Source organism: Pseudomonas sp. AC252 (assembly GCF_979258105.1).
Genome location: NZ_OZ409837.1, coordinates 2,850,741 through 2,875,152, shown reverse-complemented (window position 1 = coordinate 2,875,152; position 24,412 = coordinate 2,850,741). Strand labels below are relative to the sequence as shown.

Sequence of the window (24,412 nt, the reverse complement as noted above, 5' to 3'; positions counted from 1 at the left end):
GCAGATCGCTTTCGCGAGCAGGCTAGCTCCCACATTTGCAATGCATTTCCCTGTGGGAGCGAGCCTGCTCGCGAAGAACGATGACGCGGTCTCAGGTAATCGGCGCCGGGTTGAACAAGGTGATGTCGTTATGCAGCTTGTGTTTCTCCGCCCAGGTCTGTTGCTTGCCACTGGCAACATCCAGGTAATAGTGAAACAACTCCCAGCCCAGCTCCTCGATGGTCGCGCGCCCGGTTGCAATGCGCCCGGCATCGATGTCAATCAGGTCCGGCCAGCGCTGTGCCAGTTCAGTCCGCGTCGATACCTTGACCACCGGCGCCATGGCCAGCCCATAAGGCGTACCGCGCCCCGTGGTGAACACGTGCAGGTTCATCCCCGCCGCCAGTTGCAACGTACCGCAGACAAAATCGCTGGCTGGCGTCGCGCAGAAAATCAGCCCCTTCTGCTTGAAACGCTCGCCTGGTCCGAGCACGCCGTTGATCGCGCTGCTGCCGGACTTGACGATCGAGCCCAGCGACTTCTCGACAATGTTCGACAACCCGCCTTTCTTGTTGCCCGGCGTGGTGTTGGCGCTGCGATCGGCTTCGCCCTTGGCCAAGTAACGGTCGTACCAGTCCATCTCGCGGACTAGCTCTTCGGCGACGGTTTGCGTCTGCGCCCGCGAGGTCAGCAGGTAGATCGCATCGCGCACTTCGGTGACTTCGGAAAACATCACCGTCGCCCCCGCGCGCAACAGCAAGTCCGAGGCATAACCCAGCGCCGGGTTGGCGGTGATGCCGGAGAACGCGTCGCTGCCGCCGCACTGCATACCGAGAATCAGCTCGGACGCCGGCACCGTTTCGCGGCGGCGCTGGTCGAGTTTCTTCAAACGCACTTCGGCCAGTTCCATGATCTGCTCGATCATTTCGGTAAAGCCGTGGCTGGAATCCTGCAAGCGGTACAGCCAAGGATCGCTGAGATCCACCGAGGCATCGTCTTCGTGCATCACCTGCGCGGCCTGCAATTTCTCGCAGCCCAGACTGATTACCAGCGCCTCGCCCCCCAGGTTCGGGTTGCGGGCCAGATTGCGCACGGTACGAATCGGGATGTAGGCATCGGTGGCGGTAATCGCCACACCGCAGCCATAACTGTGGGTCAGCGCCACCACGTCATCGACATGCGGGTACTTCGGCAGCAGCTCTTCCTTGATGCGCTTGACCGCGTGATCGAGCACGCCGGTGACGCACTGCACGGTGGTGGTGATGCCGAGAATGTTGCGCGTGCCGACGGTGCCGTCGGCGTTGCGATAACCCTCGAATGTGAAGCCTTCCAGCGGTGCCTGCGCATCCGGCACATCGGTGGACAGCGGCAAGCTGTCCAGCGGCGGCGCGGTCGGCATGCGCAGTTGATCTTCCTTGACCCAACTGCCGCGACGGATCGGCTGCAACGCGTAACCAATGATCTGCCCGTAACGAATCACCGGGCCGCCCTCGGGAATATCCTCCAGGGTGACCTTGTGGCTCTGCGGTACGAAATCCAAGGTAACCAGGCCGTCGGCGAACTCGGTACCGGCCGGTACGCCCTGATCGTTGACCACCACTACAACGTTGTCCCGCTCGTGCAGGCGGATGTAGCGCGGCGAGTCGGAATGTTCAATCAACTGCATGACGCCGCTCCTCAGGAATGCGCTTGAGACAAATTGCCGGTGGCTTCATTACCGCCCTTGGCTGGCGGCTCTTTCAAGACCACACGCTTGATCGGGCCGACGATCACCAGGTAGCTGAACACCGCGACCAGTGCGTTGGCACCGACAAACACCAGCGCCCATTTGAACGAACCGGTAGAGCTGATGATGTAGCCAATCACGATCGGCGTGGTGATCGAAGCGATGTTGCCGAAGGTGTTGAACAGGCCACCGCTCAGACCGGCGATCTGTTTCGGCGAAGTGTCGGAAACCACCGCCCAGCCCAGTGCACCCACGCCTTTGCCAAAGAATGCCAGCGCCATGAAGCCCACGACCATCCATTCCACGTCAACATAGTTGCACGCAACGATGCTGCTCGACACCAGCAGACCAGCGATGATCGGCGCCTTGCGGGCGAAAGTCAGCGAGTGGCCCTTGCGCAGCAGGTAATCGGAAATCACCCCGCCGAGCACACCGCCGATAAAGCCGCAGATCGCCGGCAACGAAGCGATGAAACCGGCCTTGAGAATGGTCATGCCACGCTCTTGCACCAGGTACACCGGGAACCAGGTCAGGAAGAAGTAGGTGATGCCGTTGATGCAGTACTGGCCCAGATACACGCCAAGCATCATGCGGTTGGTCAGCAACTGACGGATGTAGTCCCACTTCGGCCCATCGGCTTTTTTGCCTTTGTTCTGGTCCATGTCGACCATGCCGCCGTTGTCAGCGATGAAGTTGACTTCAGCTTCGTTGGCCATCGGGTGTTGGCGCGGGCTGTGGATAACCTTCAGCCACACCAGCGAGAAGATGATGCCCAGAATCCCCATGACGATGAACACGTGCTCCCAGCCGAAGCTGTAGACGATCCAGCCCATCAGCGGCGCGAACAACACGGTGGCAAAGTATTGCGCCGAGTTGAATATCGCCGAAGCGGTGCCGCGTTCAGCGGTCGGGAACCACGCCGCCACGATGCGCGCATTGCCGGGGAACGATGGCGCTTCGGCCAGGCCCACAAGGAAACGCAGCATGAACAGCGCAACCACTGCCGTGGACATGCCGAATTCACCGACGAAGCCTTGCAGCACGGTGAACAGCGACCAGGTGAAAATGCTCAGGGCATAGACTTTTTTCGAGCCGAAGCGATCGAGCAGCCAGCCACCGGGAATTTGCCCGGCGACGTAGGCCCAACCGAATGCGGAGAAGATGTAGCCGAGGGTAACGGCGTCAATGCCAAGGTCCTTTTGCAGGCTGGAGCCGGCAATGGCGATCGTGGCACGGTCGGCGTAATTGATCGTGGTCACCAGAAACAGCATGAGCAGGATCAAATAGCGGACATGAGTCGGCTTGGAGGATTGCATGCAGATGTACTCCCACTGATTATTTTTATGCGGGTAAAACATTCTTTGGTCTTTGTGGGAGCTGGCTTGCCAGCGATGGCATCAGCGCGGCGTGCCTGAAGCACCGCGTTGCCCGAATCGCTGGCAAGCCAGCTCCCACAGGTATTGCGTGTATCAGGAACCGATGTAGGCAGTCTTCACGACCGTGTAGAACTCTTGTGCATAGCGGCCCTGCTCACGCGAGCCGTAGGACGAGCCTTTACGGCCACCGAACGGGACGTGGTAATCCACACCGGCGGTCGGCAGGTTGACCATCACCATCCCGGCCTGGGAGTGGCGCTTGAAGTGGTTGGCGTACTTCAGCGAAGTGGTCGCGATGCCGGCCGACAAGCCGAATTCGGTGTCGTTGGCCATCGCCAGCGCGGTTTCGTAATCGGCCACGCGAACGATGTTGGCCACTGGGCCGAAGATCTCTTCGCGGCTGATACGCATTGACGCTTCACTGTCGGCGAACAGGGTCGGCGCGAGGAAGTAGCCCTCGGTGTCGCATGTCACCACACCACCGCCGCTGACCAGACGCGCACCTTCGGACTGGCCGATGTCGATGTACTTCATGTCCTGCTCAAGCTGCGCCCGGGAGACCACCGGACCGATGTCGGTGCCGGCCTTCAGCGCGTGGCCGACCTTGATCGACTTCATGCGCTCGGCCATGGCTTCGACGAATTTGTCGTGGATCCCGGCAGTCACGATCAAGCGGCTCGACGCTGTGCAACGCTGGCCGGTGGAGTAGAACGCGCTCTGCACCGACAGCTCGACCGCTTGCTTGAGGTCGGCGTCGTCGAGAATGATTTGCGGGTTCTTGCCGCCCATTTCCAGTTGCACTTTGGCCTGGCGCGAAACGCAGTTCACGGCGATCTGACGACCAACGCCCACCGAACCGGTGAAGCTGATGCCGTCGACTTTCGGGCTGTTGACCAACGCCTCGCCAACCACGCGACCGCTGCCCATCACCAGGTTGAACACACCGGCCGGGAAACCTGCGCGGGAGATGATTTCCGCCAGGGCCCAGGCGCAGCCCGGCACCAGATCGGCAGGCTTGAGCACTACGCAGTTGCCGTAGGCCAGGGCCGGAGCAATTTTCCATGCCGGGATGGCGATCGGGAAGTTCCACGGGGTGATCAGACCGACCACGCCCAGTGCTTCGCGAGTGACTTCAACGTTGACGCCCGGGCGTACCGACGGCACGTAGTCACCGGACAGACGCAGGCACTCACCGGCGAAGAACTTGAAAATGTTGCCGGCGCGGGTCACTTCACCGATCGCTTCCGGCAGGGTCTTGCCCTCCTCACGGGCCAACAGCGTGCCGAGCTCTTCGCGACGGGCGAGGATCTCGCTGCCGACCTTATCCAGCGAATCGTGACGGGCCTGAATGCCCGAAGTGGAGTACGCCGGGAACGCAGCGCGCGCAGCGTCGATGGCGGCGTTGACCTGGCTCAGGTCGGCCTTGGCGTAGTCGCCGATGGTGTCGCTGAGTTCGGACGGGTTGATGTTGGCCGAGTAATCGGCACCGGCGACCCATTCGCCATTGATGTAGTTGTCGTAGCGTTTTGCAGTTGTCACAGGGCAGCCCTCAACTCTAAAAGCCTTCACGCAAAAAGCCGCTGATTGCTCAGCGGCCTCGCTTTTCTCGTTTATTGCGCGCCTTGCTTGTCGATCAGCGCGGCGAGCATTTCGTACTCTTCGCCGGTCAGGTCGGTCAGCGGCGCACGCACCGGACCTGCGTCATAGCCGGCGATTTTTGCACCTGCCTTGACGATGCTCACGGCGTAACCGGCCTTGCGGTTGCGGATGTCCAGGTACGGCAGGAAGAAGTCGTCGATGATCTTGCCGACGGTGGCGTGATCTTCGCGAGCGATCGCGTGGTAGAAGTCCATCGCGGTTTTCGGGATGAAGTTGAACACCGCCGAGGAGTACACCGGCACGCCCAACGCCTTGTAGGCAGCGGCGTAGACTTCGGCAGTCGGCAGACCACCCAGGTAGCTGAAGCGATCACCGAGGCGGCGACGGATCGACACCATCAACTCGATATCGCCCAGGCCATCCTTGTAGCCGATCAGGTTCGGGCAGCGCTCGGCCAGACGCTCCAGCAGCGGCGCGGTGAGGCGGCAGACGTTGCGGTTGTAGACGACCACGCCAATCTTCACCGACTTGCACACGGCTTCTACGTGCGCGGCAACACCGTCCTGGCTTGCTTCGGTCAGGTAGTGCGGCAGCAGCAGCAGGCCTTTGGCGCCCAGACGCTCGGCTTCCTGAGCGTACTCGATGGCCTGGCGGGTCGAACCACCGACGCCGGCGAGGATTGGAACGCTGGTCGCGCAGGTGTCGACGGCGGTCTTGATGATTTCCGAATATTCGCTGGCGGCCAGGGAGAAGAACTCACCGGTGCCGCCGGCAGCGAACAGAGCCGAAGCGCCATACGGAGCCAGCCATTCCAGGCGTTTGATGTAGCCCGCGCGGTTGAAATCGCCTTGCGCGTTGAAATCGGTCACCGGGAAAGACAGCAGGCCGGCAGAGAGGATGGACTTCAGTTCTTGTGGATTCATTATTCGAACACCCTGGTAGCAACGTTTTATTGTGAGTGGACCGTTCAGCCTTCGCCGAAGTTGTAGGTCATCGTACAACTTAAAAGATAACCGTCAACTGCATTTCATCGTTGCCAGCGATTTTTTGTCGGACAAAATCGCTTTTTGCGCTTGCTGAAATCGCTGGAAGGCCCGTCCTTGAAGCCTTCGCTGGCGGAAATATCTGGTCTGGATTCGTTTAATTGCGAGGGGACGAGCCGCTCCTAAAATACGTCGACTGCCACGAAGGATCGTGGCGGACCACTCAAAGGAAGCTGTTATGTCGATGCATTTTGCCGCCCCTACCCTCTCCCACACCGCCCCTGCTAAAGACGATTGCGTGACGCTTCAGCTCTCGCAGATGCCGGATATCCTCACCGTGCAGGTGCCGGATTCCAGCGATTTCGCAGCAAACTGGAGCGTCTACGCGATTCTCGGCAGTGATGCTGACGAGCCTGAATGGGAAGGTGATGAAGTGGACACCGGCGCTTGGGACGATGCCGAGGATGAAATGGAAAAGCTGCTCGACATCGAGGTGCAGTTGCCGAAAGAGGCGCTGCAACCGTACCTGAACCGCGAGGTGGAGCTGCGCTACAAGTTTCGTGATGAGTCGAGTATGGAGCCGTATTCGCTGCCGCTGAGGCTGCGGGTCGAGGCGTAATGGGTTGCGGATTTGACGCTCTGACCGTTGGTCGGGACTGGTATTTCTTACAGGTGCGAGCGCAGGTTCAGCGGTCCTTTAATGAATGCGCGCGACTAATACGCGCATTTAGCCGACTGATACTGACAAAAGGACCTTGAACATGACTAATGCAACGCTTCCCCCTCTGCCTGCACCAATACTCACAGAAGCGTCAAAAGGCACCCTTTACGTGAGCACAATCAAAGACCCGACCGAAGCAGTGGTACCTCCATATGCTGAAGCCTCGGCAGGAGACCGAGTAAAACTGATGCTCGTCGTCGGCGATAAGCAATGGGAATACCTGAAAGCGCTGACTTCCGCCGATCTGGGCAAGGACATTCCTTTCGCAATTGAAAAGGCTCATTTTGAGAAAGGTCTCAGTCCGGCAGCAGATGCCCGATTGCGTTACAGCGTCTCGAAGCAAGGTCAAGTTCCCGCAATGTCTGAAGAACTCAAAGTCGCCATAGTGCGTTGAGCGCTACCCCTGCGCCTGCGCCTCTTCATGGGCCTGGCGCAGTCTTTCGCGGCTGTTGGTCAGGTGCAATCTCATCGCCGCACGCGCTGCATCGGAATCCTGTCGGGCAATTGCGTCGTAGATTTCTTCGTGCTCACGGCTCAGACGGCCCATGTAGTGCTGTTGATCGTCGTGGGCCAGGCGCGCCGAGTTCAGCCGCGTACGCGGAATGATGCTGGTGCCCAGGTGGGTCATGATGTCGGTAAAATAGCGGTTGCCGGTGGACAGGGCGATTTCCAGGTGGAAAGCGAAGTCCGACGACACCGCATCGCTGGCATGGGAGGCGCTTTCGTTCAGAGCGTCGAGGGCGGCGCGCATGGTTGCCAGTTGTTCGGGGCTGCGGCGTTGCGCGGCGAGGCCGGCGGATTCGACTTCGAGGCTGATGCGCAATTCGAGAATTGCCAGCACGTCACGCAGAGTGACGACGGTGGCCGGGTCGATGCGGAAACCGCTCGGGCTCGGCGTGTCGAGGACAAAGGTGCCGATGCCGTGGCGGGTTTCCACCTGGCCGGCGGCCTGCAGACGGGAAATCGCCTCACGGACCACGGTGCGGCTGACGCCATGGGCTTCCATGATCGCCGACTCGGTGGGCAATTTGTCGCCACGTTTGAGCAGGCCATCACGGATCTGCTCGCTCAACACCGTCACCAATTCCTGGGCGAGGCTACGGCGCTTGCGGGGGAGGCGCGGGGTGTCGATCAGCTTTTCCATGATTTGTATCTTGTCTCGAAAGTTCGGCTTGGCGCCATCATAGCTCAAGCGGGTTGTACGATCACCGGGCAGATCACATTACCCCGCTGTGGGAGCGAGCCTGCTCGCGAAAGCAGTGGTTCAGACGAAAGATTCGTCGACCGATATGGCCCCTTCGCGAGCAGGCTCGCTCCCACAGGTGAGTGTTCAGACAGTTATGGCCTGTTCGACCAGACGCCCGCTGTCGATCCGCACATGCCGTGGATGGAATCGTTTCAAACTGCTTCGATGACCGACGCTGACAATGCTCAACCCTGGAATCTCATCGATCAGCGCTTGGTACAAGGTCGCTTCGTCTTCTTCATCCATCGCCGAAGTCGCTTCGTCCATGTACAGCCATTGCGGTGCATAGAGAAGTGCACGGGCGAAAGCCAAGCGTTGCTGCTCACCCGGCGAGAGCATGCGCTGCCAGTGATTGGCCTCATCGAGCCGCCCGAGCAGATGTGGCAAACGGCAGGTTTCCAGCACCAGTGCATAACGCTCCGGCGCATAGGTGTCACCGGGTTGTGGATAACTCAGCGCCTCACGCAATGTACCGATGGGCAGATAAGGCTTCTGCGGCAGGAACAGATAACGCGCTGCCGGCAAACGAATATTGCCGTGGCCCGCCGGCCACAAATGCCCCATCGCCCGCAGCAGTGTCGACTTGCCGCTGCCGGAACGGCCGCTGAGCATCACGCGCTCACCCGGCTCCACAGTCATGTCGGCGTCGGTCAGCAAATGACGTCCATCGGCCAGATCCAGGCCGAGGCTGTGCACCTGCAATTCGCTGCCCTGGTTCTGCACATCGATGGCGGGCACGCGCTCCTCGTTGTTGCTCATGGCATTGCGGAAACTCAGCAGACGATCGCAAGTGGCGCGCCACTCGGCCAGATCCTGGTAAGCGCTGATGAACCAACTGAAGTTCTCCTGCACATTGCCGAACGCCGAGTTGATTTGCATCAGCTCACCCAGCTCGATCTTGCCGCTGAAATAACGTGGCGCGGCAACAATGAACGGGAAAATGATCGCGATCTGCCCATAGCCCGAAGTAAAGAACGTCAGGCGCTTGGACACGCGCATGATGTCCCAGAAGTTATGCCAGACCAGCCCGAAACGATTGCTCAAGCGCCGATTTTCATTCGGCTCGCCGTTGTACAACGCGATGCTTTCAGCATTTTCGCGCACCCGCACCATTGAGAAACGCAGGTCGGCTTCGAAACGCTGCTGGTTGTTGTTCAAGTCGATCAGACGTCGGCCGATCAAATGCGTCAGCCAACTGCCGACCGCCGCATAGACCAGTGCACACCAGAACATGTAGCCGGGAACAGTGAAACCGAACACCTCGATGCTGCCGGAGACGCCCCACAGAATGATCGAGAACGACACCAGACTGACGACCGTACGGATCAAGCCCAAGCCAAGCGCCAGTGTGTTCGCAGTGAATTTATTAAGGTCTTCGGAGATTCGCTGGTCCGGGTTATCGGTGTAACCGCCCTGCTCCAGCTGGTAGTAATTCTTGTGTTCAAGCCACCGGGTGAAGTGCTTTTCGGTCAGCCACGCCCGCCAGCGAATGGTCAGCATCTGCGTCAGATACTGGCGATACACCGCAGCAAGAATCGCCACAGCGGCAATACCGCAGAAATACAGGATCAACTGCCAGAACGCCGCCTCATCCTTTTTCTGCAGGGCGTTATAGAAATCCTTGTACCAACTGTTCAACCACACCGCGATCCATACGCTGAACAGCGTCAGCGCGATCACGGCAATCAGCAACGTCCAGGCCTTGCCCTTCTCTTCGCTGCGCCAGTAAGGCGTGGTCATCGCCCAGACTTTGCGAAAAAACTGCCCGCGCACAGCATCGTTGACCGCGGAATATTCAGCGTTCTGATTCATGGATAAGGCTCGATATAGTAAACAACAGACACGCGCCGATCATAGAGGATCGGCGCGATTTATCGCGAGGGCTGGCGATAGTCGTTCAGCGCAGGTTCAGCGACGGACCGGACGCTTCTGCAGTTTGCGCTGCAGGGTGCGGCGGTGCATGCCTAGGGCGCGCGCCGTGGCGGAGATGTTGCCTTCGTGCTCGGTGAGCACGCGCTGGATGTGTTCCCACTGCAAACGATCGACCGACATCGGGTTTTCCGGCACCAGACTGTCGAGGTCGGCGTGCTCGGACAGCAGCGCGGCCAGCACGTCGTCGGCATCGGCGGGTTTGCACAGGTAGTTGCAGGCGCCACGCTTGATCGCCTCGACTGCCGTGGCAATGCTCGAATAACCGGTGAGGATCACCACGCGCATTTCCGGATCGAGTTCCAGCAGCTTGGGCAGCAACACCAGTCCGGAGTCGCCGTCCATTTTCAGGTCGAGCGCGGCGTAATCCGGCAGATCGGCCTGAGCGATGGTCAAGCCTTCTTCGGCGGAACCGGCGGTGCTGACGCGAAAGCCACGGCGGGCCATGGCACGCGCCATCACGCGCGTGAAGGTCGCGTCGTCATCGACCAGCAGCAAATGCGGCAGTTCTTCGCCTTCGACTTGGATTTCGTCACTCATGTTAGGTCTCCTCGGGCGCCGTGGGGCAGGCGCAGCTCGGTGAGCGTGCCGCCTTCCTCATGACTATAGAGTTTCACTGAGCCGCCGGCGCGTGTCACGCTGGCCTTGCTCAAAAACAGGCCCAGGCCGAAACCTTTGCCCTTGGTGGTAAAAAACGGTTTGCCGATCTGCTCGGCGATGGCCAGCGGCACACCGGCGCCATGGTCGCGAATGCTGATGGTCAGCGTTTCCGCATCCCAATCCAGGGTGACCTGGAGATTTTCCGGGCAAGCGTCGGCGGCGTTGTTGAGCAGATTCAGCAGGGCCTGCGTCAGGTCCGGCGGCGGCGCCATGCGTGGCACTGCGCCTTGGCCGAGACGCTGGAAGCGATAACTGGCTTCCGGGCGCATCAGGTGCCAGCGGTTCAGCGCCTCGTCGAGCCAGTCGGTGACGTCCTGCATCTCGACCGCCAGACGCCGATTGGCCTCGGCGGCGCGGACCAGTTGCTGCAAGGTTTCCTTGCACAGTTTGACTTGATCCTGCAGCACCTTCAGATCGTCCTGCAACATCGGGTCGGGATGGTCCTGCTGCATTTCCTTGAGCAACACGCTCATGGTCGCCAGCGGCGTACCCAGCTCATGCGCCGCACCCGCGGCCTGGGTCGCCACGGCAAGCAATTGCTGATCACGCAGCCCCTCTTCACGGCGGATTGCGCGCAATTCTTCCTGCCGCCGCAACTCTTCAGCCATGCGCGCGGCGAAGAAGGTAATCACCGCTGCAGCCAGCGCAAAGCTCAGCCACATGCCGTAGATCTGCAGATTCTCACGGGCGACCGGCAGCGTTTCCAGCGGATAGAAACGCGTCAGCATCACCGTGTACAGCGCCAGCGCAATGCCGGACAGAATCACCGAATAACGCCACGGCAGCGTCACCGCCGCAATGGTCAGCGGCACCAGATAATAGGAAACGAACGGGTTGGTCGAACCGCCGGAGAAATACAGCAGCGCACTGTGGATGACCAGATCGCAGGCCAGTTGCAGCGCGTATTCAAGCTCGGTCACCGGCCACGATGTGCGCAGGCGCACGGCAGTGAACATGCAGAGCAGAATCGAACAGCCCAGGGTCATCGCCAATTGCACCCACGGCAACGGCAACAATTGCAGCCAGTAGGCCAGGCCCACGGACCCGGCCTGCGCGGCGAGCACCAGGGTGCGGATGAAAGTCAGCCGCCAGAGGTTCTGGCGAGTGGCGGAAGTCAGTTGTACGGGGGCGAGCATGAGCTCTCCTGATGAGCGCTCCAGGCGGATCGCACGGAGTATAACCAAGGCGCGGGGCTCAGAGGCGAAAGTGCGGCAAACGACCACAGGAGAGCAGCTGCAAGTTGCAAGCTTCAAGCGGCAAGCAAGATCAAAAGCGCCGCAGTTCTTGCTCTTGCATTTACTTGCAGCTTGAAGCTTGCAACTTGCAGCTGCTTTATAGAGTCTGATGGCTCACGCAGCGCCCTCTGCGCCTCATTCAAGGAGCCTTCATGCACAAATTTCGCCGCAGCGCCGCCCTCCTCGCCCTGACCGTCGGCAGCGTCGTCAGCCTCCCGGCGCTGGCCGCCGATGAGCTGCATTACAACCAGATTTCCCTGCGCGCCGAAGTCAGCCAGGAAGTGGCTCGCGACCAGATGATCGTGACGCTCTACACCGAAGAGCAGAACACCGACCCGGCCAAACTCGCCGCGGCCATCAGCACCACCATGAACAAGGCCACCGCCCAGGCCAAGGAAGTCAAAGACATCACCCTGCGCACGAGCAGCCGCAACAGTTATCCGATCTACGACACCAAAGGCCAGAAGATCACCGGCTGGCGCGAGCGCGCCGAACTGCGCCTGGAAAGCACCGACTTCGCCGCCCTGTCGAAACTCACCGGCGAGTTGCTGACCGAGCTGAAAATGGGCGGCATGGACTTCGCCATCGCCGACCCGACCCGCAAGGCCAGTGAAGACCAATTGCTCAAAGAAGCCGTCACCGCCTTCAAGACCCGCGCCCAACTGGCCACCGATGCGCTGGGCGGCAAGGGTTACAAAATCGTCAACCTGAACCTCAACAGCAACGGTTACCCACAACCGTACCTGCGCGCTCCGATGATGATGAAAGCAGCGGCCATGGATTCCGCCCCGGTGACACCGGAAGTTGAAGCCGGCACCAGCCAGGTCAGCATGACCGCGGATGGCTCGATTGAAGTGTTGATGCAGTGATTTGAGCCTGGCTGAATGAAGGACCGGCAATCAGTAAATGGTTGCCGGTTTTTTTGTGTCCGGGTTTTGTAGTGAATGATCCACCGCTATCGCTGGCAAGCCAGCTCCCACAGGTTTTGTAGTGTTTTGAAAATCGCATATAACACTGTGGGAGCGGGCTTGCCCGCGAAAAACGATAAAGCGGTGGCCCTCCCTGATTACGTACGCGGATCAACTCGATCCAGCGCCCGATTCACCGCCAGCTCCGCCAGCATGATGATCTGCTGGATCGCCAGCGCGGTATTGCGCTGCGGCCGACCGAGCTGATCGGCGAAATCGCTGGCCAGCGTATTGGCTGAAGCGAGAGATTCACAGGCGTGAGCCAGCAGGCTTTCGGTGTCGATGTCGGGCCGGATCGAAAACATCGTGCTCGGTGGGTGCGGTTTGCCGGGTGGCGGGCAGAGATAGAAATCGAGGGCACGCTTGATGGCTTCGCGGTTCTTCGCGAGATCGTCGGCACGCAGCGCGGCTTCGAGGGGGTTGGGGTTTCTTCGGGTGGGTCGGGGACTGGTTTGCTCATGCGCTTCACCTATGAGGTTGAGCCATCTCGATGCCGTTTCTCACACGGCGAAGAGGTGGCAGCTTTGTGCGGGGTGAGAAAACCGGTCATAGGCACCCGGCCGGACATAAGCCCGCCCGCACAGAGCCGCCATAACGCACTTTGCAGGCAGCAGACTTGCTGGCGGCAATTATGCGGATCTGGGCACTGAATGACTATGAATGTCGGGTTCTCACACCCGATCGCTGAACAACCAGCGACGACCCAAGCCTAGAGAGCGGACGTCCGACGGACAACCTGAAAACCTTGTGGGAAGGTTCGGGTTATTGGGCATCGGAATTAAACAAACTCAAGCCCTCGGGTGCCTGGACGTGCCTCATCGCGAGCAGGCTCACTCCCACAGAAAAGCAAAATCAAGATCAAAAGATCGCAGCCTTCGGCAGCTCCTACACGATGAGCGTTAGCTCGAGTATCGCTTTTGATCTTGATCCACCGGCGACGTCGGAAGGCTGAGTGGAGGGATTGATCCGGGCGTGGGAGCGCAGCGACCGTCTGGCGCAGCCAGACACAGCGGAAGGAGGTGCAGCGCAGCAAACCGGAGCCGCTGCGCCCGGATCAGTCCCGCAGCGAAGGAACCCGAGCCTGCGAGGGCCGAACGCAGGAGCTAGCGTTTTTTGCTTACTTTTTTGGCGCTTGTAAAAAAGTAAGTCGCCGTCAGGCGAAACCGTCAGCCGCAGCACCCGAAGCAACGGATATACCCCCAAACCAAGCCGCTATATACCGAGACAGACACCCCAACACAAAAAACGATATTTCCGAAGCCCCCCAAATCCCCGCTACCCTGAAAGCATAACCAGCAAATCCCCCGGGGACTCCATGCCAAGATTCACCCTCAAACCACTGTTGATCACCCTCGCACTAACAGCAATAGCCCCGATCGCCAACGCCGCCACGACTCTGGTCTACTGCTCCGAAGCCAGCCCCGCCGGCTTCGACCCCAGCCAATACACCAGCGGCACCGACTTCGACGCCTCCGCCGAAACCGTCTTCAACCGGCTCACCCAATTCCAGCGCGGCGGCACCGACATCGAACCCGGCCTGGCGACAAAATGGGACATCTCCAGCGACGGCCTGCACTACACTTTCCACCTGCGCGAAGGCGTGAAGTTCCACACCACCGACTATTTCACCCCGAGCCGCGACTTCAACGCCGACGACGTCCTGTTTACATTCCAGCGTCTGCTCGACCCGGAGAGCGCCTTCCGCAAGGCCTACCCCGCCGAATCCCCGTACTTCACCGACATGGGCCTGAACACCACGATCAAGTCGGTGGAAAAACTCGACGACCACACCGTGCGCTTCAACCTCAACAACGTCGACGCCGCCTTCGTGCAAAATCTCGCCATGAGCTTCGCCTCGGTGCAGTCAGCCGAATACGCCGCACAACTGTTGAAGGACGGCAAAGCCGCCGACCTCAATCAGAAGCCGGTCGGCACCGGCCCGTTTGTGTTCAAGCGCTATCAGAAGGATTCGCAGATCCGCTACGCGGCCAACAAGGCCTACTGGAAACCCGAAGACGTGAAAATCGATAACCTGATTTTCTCGATCACACCCGACGCCGCCGTGCGCCTGCAGAAGCTCAAGGCCGGCGAATGCCAGGTCAGCGGTTATCCACGCCCCGCCGATATCGAGGTCATGGAAAAAGACCCGAACCTGCGCGTGCTGAAACAGGCCGGATTCAACCTTGGCTTCCTCGCCTACAACACCACCCACCCGCCTCTTGATCAGCTCAAGGTCCGTCAGGCGCTGGACATGGCCATCGACAAACCGGCAATTATCAAGGCGGTTTACCAAGGCGCCGGTCAGTTGGCACAGAACGCTTTGCCACCCGCGCAATGGTCGTTCGACCCGAACATCAAAGACGCGCCTTACGACCCGGTGAAAGCCAAAGCGCTACTCAAGGAAGCCGGGGTTGCACCCGGTACAACCATCAACCTTTGGGCGATGACAGTGCAGCGCGCGTCGAATCCGAATGCACGTATGTCGGCGCAAATGATCCAGCAGGATTGGGACAAAATCGGCATCAAGGCCAACATCGTCAGCTATGAATGGGGCGAGTACATCAAGCGCGCCAAGAATGGCGAACATGACGCGATGATCTATGGCTGGACCGGCGACAACGGCGACCCGGACAACTGGCTGGGCGTGCTGTACAGCTGCGCGGCAGTCAAAGGCAGCAACTATGCGAAATGGTGCGACCCGGCTTACGACAAACTGGTGCAGCAGGCCAAAGTGGCCACGGATAAAGCGCAACGGGTAAAACTGTATCAACAGGCGCAACTGATCCTTAAACAGCAGGTGCCGATCACCCCGATCGCCAACTCCACAGTGTTCCAGCCGTTGCGCAAGGAAGTCAGCGACTTCCGCATCAGCCCTTTCGGTCTGACCCCCTTCTATGGGGTGGGTATAAATAAGTAACACCCGGCCCCAAGGCGGCGCGCAGCAGGTGACTGCCGCACCGTTTTGGGGCTGCATTTGCACCTTAAAAACCACTCGCAAACGGTCAAATGCGTCAAAAGTTATACGGATGCGACATTAAGGTACGTTCGTGCCACGGTTTAACGCCGCCGACCGCTCTGGATCTTGCATTGGGTATGGGCCCTGCATAAGTATCCGCAGGCACGACTCACGAGGTCGTACCTCACAACTAAAAAATGACAACAAATCATGAGGCCAACATGCTTAAACACGCGGTCATTCCGTTTCTAGTCGGCGCAGGCTTGTTAGCCTCCGCACCTTTCGCCACCGCTGCGACTAACCTGGTGTTCTGCTCCGAAGGGAGCCCGGCCGGTTTTGATCCAGGCCAGTACACCACCGGAACCGACTTCGACGCCTCAGCCGAAACCATGTTCAACCGTCTGACCCAGTTCGAGCGCGGCGGCACCGCCGTGATTCCTGGTCTGGCGACCAAGTGGGACATTTCCGATGATGGCCTGACTTACACCTTCCACCTGCGTGAAGGCGTCAAGTTCCACACCACCCCGTATTTCAAGCCGACTCGTGAATTCAACGCCGACGACGTGCTGTTTACTTTCAACCGCATGATCAACAAGGACGACCCGTTCCGTAAGGCGTACCCGACCGAATTCCCGTACTTCACCGACATGGGGATGGACACCAACATCACCAAGATCGATAAAGTCGACGACCACACCGTCAAGTTCACCCTGAAAGAAGTCGACGCCGCGTTCATTCAGAACATGGCCATGAGCTTCGCGTCCGTGCAGTCCGCCGAATACGCGGCCCAACTGCTCAAGGATGGCAAAGCCGCCGACATCAACCAGAAGCCGATCGGCACCGGCCCGTTCGTGTTCAAGAGCTACCAGAAAGACTCGAACATCCGTTACACCGGCAACAAGGATTACTGGAAACCTGAAGACGTAAAGATCGACAACCTGATCTTCGCCATCACCACCGACCCGTCGGTGCGTATCCAGAAGTTGAAGAAGAACGAGTGCCAGGTCACCCTGTTCCCGCGTCCGGCGGATCTGAAAGCGCTGAAAGAAGACAAGTCGCTGAAGATGCCGGATCAGGCCGGCTTCAACCTGGGCTACATCGCCTACAACGTGATGGACAAGGTCAAGGGCAGCAACGAGGCCAACCCATTGGCTGACCTGCGCGTGCGTCAGGCGCTGGACATGGCCGTGAACAAGCCACAGATCATCGATTCGGTTTACCAGGGTGCGGGCCAACTGGCGGTCAACGCCATGCCGCCGACCCAGTGGTCCTACGACACCACCATCAAGGATGCCAAGTACGACCCTGAGAAAGCCAAACAGCTGCTCAAGGAAGCCGGTGTCAAGGAAGGTACCGAGATTGTCCTGTGGGCAATGCCGGTGCAGCGTCCGTACAACCCGAACGCCAAACTGATGGCTGAAATGCTCCAGTCCGACTGGGCCAAGATCGGCTTGAAAGTGAAGATCACCAGCTACGAATGGGGCGAGTACATCAAGCGCTCCAAAGGTGGCGAAAACCAGGCCATGATCATTGGCTGGAGCGGTGACAATGGTGATCCGGACAACTGGCTCAACGTTCTGTTTGGCTGCGACTCGCTGAGCGGCAACAACTTCTCCAAGTGGTGCGACAAGAAGTTCGACGGCCTGGTGAAAGAAGCCAAACGCACTACCGACCAGGGCAAGCGCACCGAGCTGTACAAACAGGCGCAACACGTCCTCAAAGATGCAGTTCCAATGACACCTATCGCTCACTCGACGGTGTATCAACCCATGCGCGCCAACGTGCAGGATTTCAAGATCAGCCCATTTGGCCTGAATTCCTTCTACGGCGTCAGCGTCAGCAAGTAAGACATCGCGACGGCGGCGTTTCTGACGTCGCCGTTGCTTTATCTACCGGGAAAAAGGAAAAGGCCTACACCCAAATCCGCCGCAGATGATTGCTTCGGTATAGGCGCGTCGACTTTTCCTACGAGCATTAAGGCAATTACGTATTTACTGCCAGAGGCACGGTGCCTACCGTCGCGTACTGACCAGTGTCTGCGTGGGCCACCGGTTTTGCCGTACGTATTGGATTGAGCTCAATGCGACCAGAAAGTCCCGGGATAGGGACCCTGACGCATTGCACAACACTAAAAAGAGGGAGCGTCATGCGCCATACCTTGGTTTTTTCCGCTCTGTTGGGCGCCGGCCTGTTGGCCGCCACGTCTGCAAGCTACGCCGCCAGCGACAGCCTGGTGTTTTGCTCGGAAGGCAGCCCGGCGGGTTTCGATACCGCGCAGTACACGACGGCCACCGACAACGACGCCGCCGAGCCGCTGTACAACCGCCTGGTCGAGTTTGAAAAAGGCGCGACCAATGTCGTACCGGGCCTGGCGACCAAGTGGGACATTTCCGAAGATGGCCTGAAATACACCTTTCACCTGCGTGAAGGCGTGAAATTTCATACAACTCCTTACTTCAAGCCGAGCCGCGATTTCAACGCTGACGATGTCGTGTTCACGTTTAACCGCATGCTCGATGCGCAGCAGCCGTTTCGTAAGGCCTATCCCACCGAGTTTCCGTATTTCAACGGGATGAGCCTGAACAAGAACATCGCCAAGGTCGAGAAGACCGGGCCGCTGACCGTGGAGTTCACGCTCAACAGCGTCGATGCCGCGTTCATCCAGAACATCGCCATGAGCTTCGCTTCGATTCTGTCAGCCGAATACGCCGACAAGCTGCTGGCCGACGGCAAGCCGAGCGATATCAACCAGAAGCCGATCGGCACCGGGCCGTTCGTATTCAAGAGCTACCAGAAAGACTCCAACATCCGCTACACCGGCAACCCGCAGTACTGGGATCCGAGCCGGGTCAAGCTGAAGAACCTGATTTTCGCGATCAACACCGATGCCTCGGTGCGCGTGCAGAAGCTCAAGGCTGGCGAATGCCAGATCACCCTGCACCCGCGTCCGGCCGATGTTGAAGCGCTGAAGGCCGACCCGAAGCTGCAACTGATTTCCAAGCCGGGGTTCAACCTCGGCTACATCGCCTACAACGTGCGCCACAAGCCCTTCGATCAACTGGAAGTGCGTCAGGCGCTGGACATGGCGGTGAATAAACAGGGCATTCTCAACGCTGTTTATCAAGGCGCCGGGCAACTGGCCGTCAACGCCATGCCACCGACCCAGTGGTCCTACGACGACACCATCAAGGACGCCGCCTACAACCCGGAAAAAGCCAAGGAACTGCTCAAGGCTGCCGGCGTGAAAGAAGGCACCGAGATCACCCTGTGGGCAATGCCGGTGCAGCGTCCATACAACCCGAACGCCAAACTGATGGCCGAAATGCTCCAGTCCGACTGGGCCAAGATCGGCCTGAAAGTGAAGATTGTCAGCTACGAATGGGGCGAGTACATCAAGCGCACCAAGAACGGCGAGCACGACGTCAGCCTGATCGGCTGGACCGGTGACAACGGGGACCCGGACAACTGGCTGGGCACGCTGTACAGCTGCGACGCGATCGGCGGCAACAACTACTCCATGTGGTGCGATCCGGCGTATGACAAGCTGATCAAACAGGCCAAGGTCGTCACCGACCGCGACCAGCGCACCGAGCTTTATAAACAGGCCCAGCAATTGCTTAAACAGCAAGTGCCGATCACGCCTGTCGCCCACTCGACGGTCAACCAGCCGTTAAGCACCCGCGTCGAAGGGTTCAAAGTCAGCCCGTTCGGCCGCAACGTGTTCTCGGGTGTCAGTATCGATTAAACCCACCGATTAGCCGCAATGCTGAGGGGAGCCGTCTACTCCCCTCACGCAAGCGCTTTGCCGAAATTCGCCAATCCGGCGTTTTGCAAACGTTTGCGATGTGTGAACGAGTTCTAAACCAATAACCGGCATACCAAAAAAGCCGGGATAAAAAGAAAGTAAAGGAGCTTCACCCATGAAACTGAGCAGCACCGCGATACTGGCCCTGGCCATCAGCAGCATCACCGCTACGGCTTATGCGGAAACCCAAAGCCAGGCGTTCACCCCGGTGACCGTCAACGAGAAGAGCGCCCAGGCCGAAGCCACTGGCTTCCTCGAAGGGCAATCGATCAGCGGTTCGACCCGTAACTGGTACGCCAACGAACAACTCAAACGTGGCGGCAAGTTCGCGTATCGCAAGAACGGCCAGTCCACCGAAACCGATCGCCGGATCAACTGGGTCCAAGGCACGATCATCAAGTACAACTCGGGCTTTACCGAAGGTACCGTCGGTTTCAGCACCGAAGTGGCTGCTTACAACGCGATCGCCCTTGAGCGCGACCGCGAGAACCTTGCCGCCAACAATGGCGGCGCTCCGGGCACCCGCCCAGGCGCAGGCAACAACCGTACCCTGACCCGCGAAGGCGGTGACGCTGTCGGCCAGTGGAGCAAGCTGGGCCTGGCCAACGTCAAGGCGCGCATCTCCAATACCACTCTGACCGCCGGCCGCATGAACTTCAGCAGCCCGCAAGTCGATGTGATCGGCAACCGTCCGCTGCCATCGAGCTTCGAAGGCATCGCGATCCACAGCGAAGAGCTGAACAACCTGGCATTCGACGTCGCGACCTTCGACCGCGTTTCGCCACGTACCGAAGAAAGCCTGAGCAAGTTCCGCTCCGAATACGGTGACATCAACGCTGAAGCCGATCACGTCAACACCGCCGGTATTTCCTACCAGCCGTTCGCCAGCCTGACCACCAGCCTGTGGGGCACCCAGGCCGAAGACCTGTGGAACCAGTACTACTTCGGCGCCACCCACGTGTTGGGCGACAGCTCGGTGCTGAGCCTGACCACCGGCCTGAACTACTACAAGACCGTCGACGAAGGCAAAAAACTGCTCGGTGACATCGACAACGACACCTACTCGCTGTCGTTCGGCCTGACGCACCAGGCCCACACCGTGACCTTCTCCTATCAGGAAGTGAACGGTAACGAGTACTTCGACTACCTGCACGAAACCAACGGTATCTACCTGGCCAACTCCCTGCTCTCGGACTTCAACGGCCCGAACGAGAAATCCTTCCAGGTTTCCTATGGCATCAACATGGCCGAGTACGGTGTGCCAGGCCTGAAATTCAACATCTACCAGGCACGCGGCTGGGGCATCGACGGCACTCACTACAAGGGTGGCGGCTACGATGGCGTGCAGGCAATGGACGGCGAGCACCACTATGAATACGGCGTCGGTGCAACCTACGCAGTACAGAGCGGCCCGCTCAAGGCTACAACGATTCGCGGCACCTACACCGCGCACCGTGCCAGCGAAAACCAGGCTGACGGCAGCATCAACGAATTCCGTCTCGTAACCACCATCCCGTTCAACATTCTGTAAAAACGCCAACTGACGGCTGACTCATGATGAGTCGGCCGTTCGGTTTTCTGTCTTCAACCGATTGCAGAGGGTTATCGATGAAAATGCTTCCCCTACGTGCGGCCATCGCGGCTGCGTTGCTGAGTGTCGCTGTCGGCGCCTCGGCCAAACCCTTGGTGGTCTGCACCGAAGCCAGCCCGGAAGGCTTCGATATGGTCCAGTACACAACTGCAGTCACGGCGGACGCTGTGGCCGAAACCATCTTCAATCGCCTGGCCGATTTCAAACCCGGCACCACTGAAGTGATCCCGGCACTCGCCGAGTCCTGGGACATCAGCGAAGACGGCCTGAGCTACACGTTCCACCTGCGCAAAGGCGTCAAGTTCCACACCACCGAATACTTCAAGCCGACCCGCGACATGAACGCCGACGACGTGGTCTGGAGCTTCCAGCGTCAACTGGACCCGAATCACCCGTGGCACAAACTGTCGAGCGTGGGCTTCCCGTACTTTGAAAGCATGGGCTTCAAGGAACTGCTGAAAAGCGTCGAGAAAGTCGACGACAACACGGTCAAGTTCACCCTGACCCGTCGCGAAGCGCCGTTCCTGGCCGACATCGCCATGGCGTTCTCGTCGATCTACCCGGCCGAATACGCCGACCAGTTGCTCAAGGCCAACAAGACCGGCGACCTGAACAACAAGCCGATCGGCACCGGCCCGTTCATCTTCCAGCGCTACGCCAAGGATGCGCAGGTGCGCTTCAAGGCCAACCCGGATTATTTCCGTGGCAAGCCGCCGGCCGACGCGTTGATTCTGGCCATCGCCACCGACAACAACGTGCGCCTGCAAAAGCTCAAGGCCAACGAGTGCCAGGTCGCGCTGTATCCGAAACCGGATGACATCCCGAGCATCAAGAAAGACAGCAACCTGAAAGTCGACGAGCTGGACGCGATGACCGTCTCGTACGTCGCGATGAACACCCAGCACAAGTACATGAGCGATGTGCGCGTGCGCAAAGCCATCGACATCGCCTTCGACAAGGAGGCCTACGTCAACGCGCTGTTCGGCAAGGGCAACGCGTCGGTGGCGGTCAACCCGTACCCGCCGACTTTGCTCGGCTACAACCATGACTTGAAGAACCCACCACGCGACCTCGATGCAGCGCGCAAGCTGCTCAAGGAAGCCGGGGTTCCGGAAGGCACCACGTTCACCTTGTTCACCCGTAACGGCGGCGGTCCGACCAACCCCAACCCGATGCTCGGCGCGCAGATGATGCAGGCTGACCTGGCGAAAGTCGGGATCAAGATCGACATCCGCGTGATGGAATGGGGCGAGATGCTCAAGCGCGCCAAGGCCGGCGAGCACGACATGGTCTCGGCCGGATGGGCGGGCGACAACGGCGACCCGGATAACTTCCTGACGCCTATGCTCAGTTGCGAGGCCGCCAAGAACGGCGAAAACTACGCACGCTGGTGCAACGAGAAATTCCAGGCACTGCTGGATGAAGCGCGGGCTAAAGTAGATCCGGCCGAACGCGCCGCGCTCTACGAACAGGCTCAAGTGCTGTTTAATCAGGACCAGCCATGGATCAGCATGGCCCATACTCGGATGTTCACTGCAATGCGCAACAATGTAGAGGGCTACCACATCAGCCCTCTCACCACTAATAACTTCGCCACCACCCAGGTGAAGTAGATAAGAAACGCCCGGCGTCCCTGACCTGAGGGACGCCGGACACGCCTAACCGGCTGATGAGGTACCACACAAGATGTTTAGTTTTATTGCCCGCCGACTGGGGTTGTTGATCCCCACGTTTTTCGGCATCACCTTGCTGACTTTCGCGTTGATTCGCATGATTCCGGGCGACCCCGTGGAAGTGATGATGGGCGAACGTCGGGTCGACCCCGAAATGCACGCTCAGGCAATGGAACGCCTGGGGCTGAACAAGCCGCTGTATGCCCAGTATCTGGACTACATCGGCAAACTGGCCCAGGGCGATCTCGGTGAGTCGTTGCGTACCCGTGAAAGCGTGTGGACCGAGTTCACCTCTCTTTTCCCGGCGACCCTGGAACTGTCCATGGCCGCCCTGCTGTTCGCTGGCATCCTCGGGCTTCTGGCCGGGGTGATCGCGGCACTCAAACGAGGATCGCTGTTCGACCACGGGGTGATGGGCATCTCCCTCGCGGGCTATTCGATGCCGATCTTCTGGTGGGGCCTGATCCTGATCATGTTCTTCTCGGTGAGCCTGGGCTGGACCCCGGTGTCCGGGCGCATCGACCTGCTGTATGACATCGAGCCGAAGACCGGCTTCATGCTGATCGACACGCTGCTGGCCGATGACGTCGGCGCGTTCTTCGACGCCCTGCATCACCTGATCCTGCCGGCCATCGTGCTCGGCACCATTCCGCTGGCGGTGATCGCGCGGATGACCCGTTCGTCGATGCTCGAAGTGCTGCGCGAAGACTACATCCGCACCGCCAAGGCCAAAGGCCTGTCGCCGTCGCGCGTGGTGTTCGTGCACGGCCTGCGCAACGCACTGATTCCGGTGCTGACCGTGGTCGGCCTGCAGGTCGGCACGCTGCTGGCCGGTGCGGTCCTGACCGAAACCATCTTCTCCTGGCCCGGCATCGGTAAATGGCTGATCGAAGCCATCGGCGCCCGGGACTATCCGGTGGTGCAAAACGGCATCCTGTTAATCGCCTGCCTGGTGATTCTGGTCAACTTCGTGGTGGACATCCTCTACGGCTTTGCCAACCCACGCATCCGTCATCAGCGCTGAGGTCAATACCCATGAGCACTCCAACATCCTCAGTAGCCGCCGCCACGTCCGCCGTGGATCAAAGCCTGCTGTACCCGTCGCCGTACAAAGAATTCTGGCAAGCGTTCTCGAAGAACAAGGGCGCCGTTGCCGGCCTGCTGTTCATGCTGCTGATCATCTTCTGCGCGATCTTCGCGCCTTGGGTCGCGCCGCATAACCCGAGCGAGCAATACCGTGACTTCCTGCTGACGCCGCCGGCGTGGCTCGAAGGCGGGCAGATGCAGTTCCTGCTCGGCACCGACGAACTCGGCCGTGACCTGCTGTCGCGTCTGATCCAGGGCTCGCGCCTGTCGCTGCTGATCGGCTTGTCGTCGGTGGTGATGTCGTTGATTCCGGGGATCCTGCTGGGTCTGTTCGCCGGTTTCTTCCCGAAAGTGGTCGGCCCGACCATCATGCGCCTGATGGACATCATGCTGGCCCTGCCGTCGCTGCTGCTGGCCGTGGCGATCGTCGCCATCCTCGGCCACTGGCCTGATCAACACTGTGATCGCCATCGCTGTGGTTTCCCTGCCGTCCTACGTGCGTCTGACCCGTGCCGCCGTCATGGGCGAACTGAACCGCGACTACGTCACCGCCGCGCGGCTGGCCGGTGCCGGCCTGCCGCGTCTGATGTTCATCACCGTGCTGCCCAACTGCATGGCGCCGCTGATCGTGCAGGCGACCCTGAGCTTTTCTTCGGCGATTCTCGATGCCGCCGCACTGGGCTTCCTCGGCCTCGGCGTACAACCGCCAACCCCTGAGTGGGGCACCATGCTGGCCTCGGCCCGCGACTACATCGAACGCGCCTGGTGGGTGGTAAGTCTGCCTGGTCTGACCATTTTGCTCAGCGTGCTGGCAATCAACTTGATGGGCGACGGCCTGCGCGATGCGCTGGACCCGAAACTCAAGAACGCCGCCTGAGG

At 59.6% G+C, this 24,412-nt stretch carries 17 protein-coding genes and 2 pseudogenes; 10 read left to right on the top strand and 9 right to left on the bottom strand.

Annotated features, from left to right (window positions below; genetic code table 11):
- Window positions 1–91: 91 nt before the first annotated feature.
- The 4 genes from garD to kdgD form a co-directional block, all read right to left on the bottom strand.
- Window positions 92–1,645, bottom strand: a complete 1,554-nt coding sequence (gene garD, locus ACZZZ4_RS13025) for a galactarate dehydratase (protein WP_129999940.1) — start codon at window positions 1,643–1,645, stop codon at window positions 92–94.
- Window positions 1,646–1,656: 11 nt separating this feature from the next.
- Complete coding sequence (locus tag ACZZZ4_RS13020; protein WP_039759710.1) at window positions 1,657–3,021, bottom strand: MFS transporter; 1,365 nt, start codon at window positions 3,019–3,021, stop codon at window positions 1,657–1,659.
- A 153-nt stretch (window positions 3,022–3,174) separates the two neighbouring features.
- The gene (locus ACZZZ4_RS13015; RefSeq protein ID WP_463547983.1) at window positions 3,175–4,620 is read right to left on the bottom strand and encodes an aldehyde dehydrogenase family protein; all 1,446 of its coding nucleotides are present in this window, start codon (window positions 4,618–4,620) and stop codon (window positions 3,175–3,177) included.
- A gap of 71 nt (window positions 4,621–4,691) precedes the next feature.
- The gene (kdgD, locus tag ACZZZ4_RS13010; RefSeq protein ID WP_039759443.1) at window positions 4,692–5,603 is read right to left on the bottom strand and encodes a 5-dehydro-4-deoxyglucarate dehydratase; all 912 of its coding nucleotides are present in this window, start codon (window positions 5,601–5,603) and stop codon (window positions 4,692–4,694) included.
- A 298-nt stretch (window positions 5,604–5,901) separates the two neighbouring features.
- On the opposite strand from kdgD, the gene ACZZZ4_RS13005 reads away from it, so the two are divergent.
- Window positions 5,902–6,282, top strand: coding sequence for a hypothetical protein (locus tag ACZZZ4_RS13005; protein WP_463547982.1), 381 nt, complete (start codon window positions 5,902–5,904; stop codon window positions 6,280–6,282).
- Between the two features lie 142 nt (window positions 6,283–6,424).
- Window positions 6,425–6,778, top strand: a complete 354-nt coding sequence (locus tag ACZZZ4_RS13000) for a hypothetical protein (RefSeq protein ID WP_129999943.1) — start codon at window positions 6,425–6,427, stop codon at window positions 6,776–6,778.
- A 3-nt stretch (window positions 6,779–6,781) separates the two neighbouring features.
- Here the strand turns inward: ACZZZ4_RS13000 and ACZZZ4_RS12995 are convergent, their stop codons facing one another.
- The 4 genes from ACZZZ4_RS12995 to ACZZZ4_RS12980 all read right to left on the bottom strand — a co-directional run bounded on the left by ACZZZ4_RS12995 (window position 6,782) and on the right by ACZZZ4_RS12980 (window position 11,355).
- Entirely contained in the window at window positions 6,782–7,528 is a 747-nt protein-coding gene (locus ACZZZ4_RS12995) for a FadR/GntR family transcriptional regulator (RefSeq protein WP_024011597.1), read from the bottom strand.
- A gap of 186 nt (window positions 7,529–7,714) precedes the next feature.
- Window positions 7,715–9,442, bottom strand: coding sequence for an ABC transporter ATP-binding protein/permease (locus tag ACZZZ4_RS12990; protein ID WP_463547981.1), 1,728 nt, complete (start codon window positions 9,440–9,442; stop codon window positions 7,715–7,717).
- Window positions 9,443–9,538: 96 nt separating this feature from the next.
- Window positions 9,539–10,099 (bottom strand): response regulator transcription factor, encoded by a 561-nt coding sequence (locus tag ACZZZ4_RS12985; RefSeq protein ID WP_003221630.1) that lies wholly within the window; start codon window positions 10,097–10,099, stop codon window positions 9,539–9,541.
- Window positions 10,096–11,355: an ATP-binding protein gene (locus ACZZZ4_RS12980; RefSeq protein WP_463547980.1), complete on the bottom strand. Its 1,260-nt coding sequence runs from the start codon at window positions 11,353–11,355 to the stop codon at window positions 10,096–10,098. Before ACZZZ4_RS12980 ends, ACZZZ4_RS12985 begins: the two co-directional genes overlap by 4 nt.
- 251 nt (window positions 11,356–11,606) lie before the next feature.
- On the opposite strand from ACZZZ4_RS12980, the gene ACZZZ4_RS12975 reads away from it, so the two are divergent.
- Window positions 11,607–12,323 carry an SIMPL domain-containing protein gene (locus ACZZZ4_RS12975; protein WP_463547979.1) on the top strand — a complete coding sequence of 239 codons (717 nt, stop codon included), beginning with the start codon at window positions 11,607–11,609 and terminating at the stop codon, window positions 12,321–12,323.
- Window positions 12,324–12,520: 197 nt separating this feature from the next.
- On the opposite strand, the pseudogene ACZZZ4_RS12970 reads toward ACZZZ4_RS12975, so the two are convergent.
- Window positions 12,521–12,882: pseudogene (locus tag ACZZZ4_RS12970) on the bottom strand (DUF6124 family protein).
- Window positions 12,883–13,737: 855 nt separating this feature from the next.
- Here ACZZZ4_RS12970 and ACZZZ4_RS12965 point away from each other — a divergent pair.
- From ACZZZ4_RS12965 to ACZZZ4_RS12935, 7 genes and pseudogenes are all read left to right on the top strand, one after another.
- Entirely contained in the window at window positions 13,738–15,339 is a 1,602-nt protein-coding gene (locus tag ACZZZ4_RS12965) for an ABC transporter substrate-binding protein (protein WP_463547978.1), read from the top strand.
- Window positions 15,340–15,599: 260 nt separating this feature from the next.
- Window positions 15,600–17,225, top strand: coding sequence for an ABC transporter substrate-binding protein (locus tag ACZZZ4_RS12960; protein ID WP_016771716.1), 1,626 nt, complete (start codon window positions 15,600–15,602; stop codon window positions 17,223–17,225).
- Between the two features lie 299 nt (window positions 17,226–17,524).
- Complete coding sequence (locus tag ACZZZ4_RS12955; protein WP_415763646.1) at window positions 17,525–19,123, top strand: ABC transporter substrate-binding protein; 1,599 nt, start codon at window positions 17,525–17,527, stop codon at window positions 19,121–19,123.
- A 175-nt stretch (window positions 19,124–19,298) separates the two neighbouring features.
- The gene (locus tag ACZZZ4_RS12950) at window positions 19,299–20,714 is read left to right on the top strand and encodes an OprD family porin (RefSeq protein ID WP_130000134.1); all 1,416 of its coding nucleotides are present in this window, start codon (window positions 19,299–19,301) and stop codon (window positions 20,712–20,714) included.
- Window positions 20,715–20,791: 77 nt separating this feature from the next.
- Complete coding sequence (locus tag ACZZZ4_RS12945; RefSeq protein WP_463547977.1) at window positions 20,792–22,387, top strand: ABC transporter substrate-binding protein; 1,596 nt, start codon at window positions 20,792–20,794, stop codon at window positions 22,385–22,387.
- Window positions 22,388–22,460: 73 nt separating this feature from the next.
- Window positions 22,461–23,471 carry an ABC transporter permease subunit gene (locus ACZZZ4_RS12940; protein WP_016771720.1) on the top strand — a complete coding sequence of 337 codons (1,011 nt, stop codon included), beginning with the start codon at window positions 22,461–22,463 and terminating at the stop codon, window positions 23,469–23,471.
- Window positions 23,472–23,482: 11 nt separating this feature from the next.
- Window positions 23,483–24,410: pseudogene (locus tag ACZZZ4_RS12935) on the top strand (ABC transporter permease subunit).
- Window positions 24,411–24,412 lie beyond the last annotated feature (2 nt).

Bases quoted from the DNA above. Each gene is read 5' to 3' on its own strand.
- ACZZZ4_RS12960 (WP_016771716.1), top strand. From the start codon at position 15,600: ATGCTTAAACACGCGGTCATTCCGTTTCTAGTCGGCGCAGGCTTGTTA.
- ACZZZ4_RS12955 (WP_415763646.1), top strand. From the start codon at position 17,525: ATGCGCCATACCTTGGTTTTTTCCGCTCTGTTGGGCGCCGGCCTGTTG.
- ACZZZ4_RS13020 (WP_039759710.1), bottom strand. From the start codon at position 3,021: ATGCAATCCTCCAAGCCGACTCATGTCCGCTATTTGATCCTGCTCATG.
- ACZZZ4_RS12980 (WP_463547980.1), bottom strand. From the start codon at position 11,355: ATGCTCGCCCCCGTACAACTGACTTCCGCCACTCGCCAGAACCTCTGG.
- ACZZZ4_RS12945 (WP_463547977.1), top strand. From the start codon at position 20,792: ATGAAAATGCTTCCCCTACGTGCGGCCATCGCGGCTGCGTTGCTGAGT.
- ACZZZ4_RS12975 (WP_463547979.1), top strand. From the start codon at position 11,607: ATGCACAAATTTCGCCGCAGCGCCGCCCTCCTCGCCCTGACCGTCGGC.
- ACZZZ4_RS12965 (WP_463547978.1), top strand. From the start codon at position 13,738: ATGCCAAGATTCACCCTCAAACCACTGTTGATCACCCTCGCACTAACA.
- garD (WP_129999940.1), bottom strand. From the start codon at position 1,645: ATGCAGTTGATTGAACATTCCGACTCGCCGCGCTACATCCGCCTGCAC.
- ACZZZ4_RS12940 (WP_016771720.1), top strand. From the start codon at position 22,461: ATGTTTAGTTTTATTGCCCGCCGACTGGGGTTGTTGATCCCCACGTTT.
- ACZZZ4_RS13005 (WP_463547982.1), top strand. From the start codon at position 5,902: ATGTCGATGCATTTTGCCGCCCCTACCCTCTCCCACACCGCCCCTGCT.
- ACZZZ4_RS12990 (WP_463547981.1), bottom strand. From the start codon at position 9,442: ATGAATCAGAACGCTGAATATTCCGCGGTCAACGATGCTGTGCGCGGG.
- ACZZZ4_RS12950 (WP_130000134.1), top strand. From the start codon at position 19,299: ATGAAACTGAGCAGCACCGCGATACTGGCCCTGGCCATCAGCAGCATC.
- ACZZZ4_RS13000 (WP_129999943.1), top strand. From the start codon at position 6,425: ATGACTAATGCAACGCTTCCCCCTCTGCCTGCACCAATACTCACAGAA.
- ACZZZ4_RS12995 (WP_024011597.1), bottom strand. From the start codon at position 7,528: ATGGAAAAGCTGATCGACACCCCGCGCCTCCCCCGCAAGCGCCGTAGC.
- ACZZZ4_RS12985 (WP_003221630.1), bottom strand. From the start codon at position 10,099: ATGAGTGACGAAATCCAAGTCGAAGGCGAAGAACTGCCGCATTTGCTG.
- kdgD (WP_039759443.1), bottom strand. From the start codon at position 5,603: ATGAATCCACAAGAACTGAAGTCCATCCTCTCTGCCGGCCTGCTGTCT.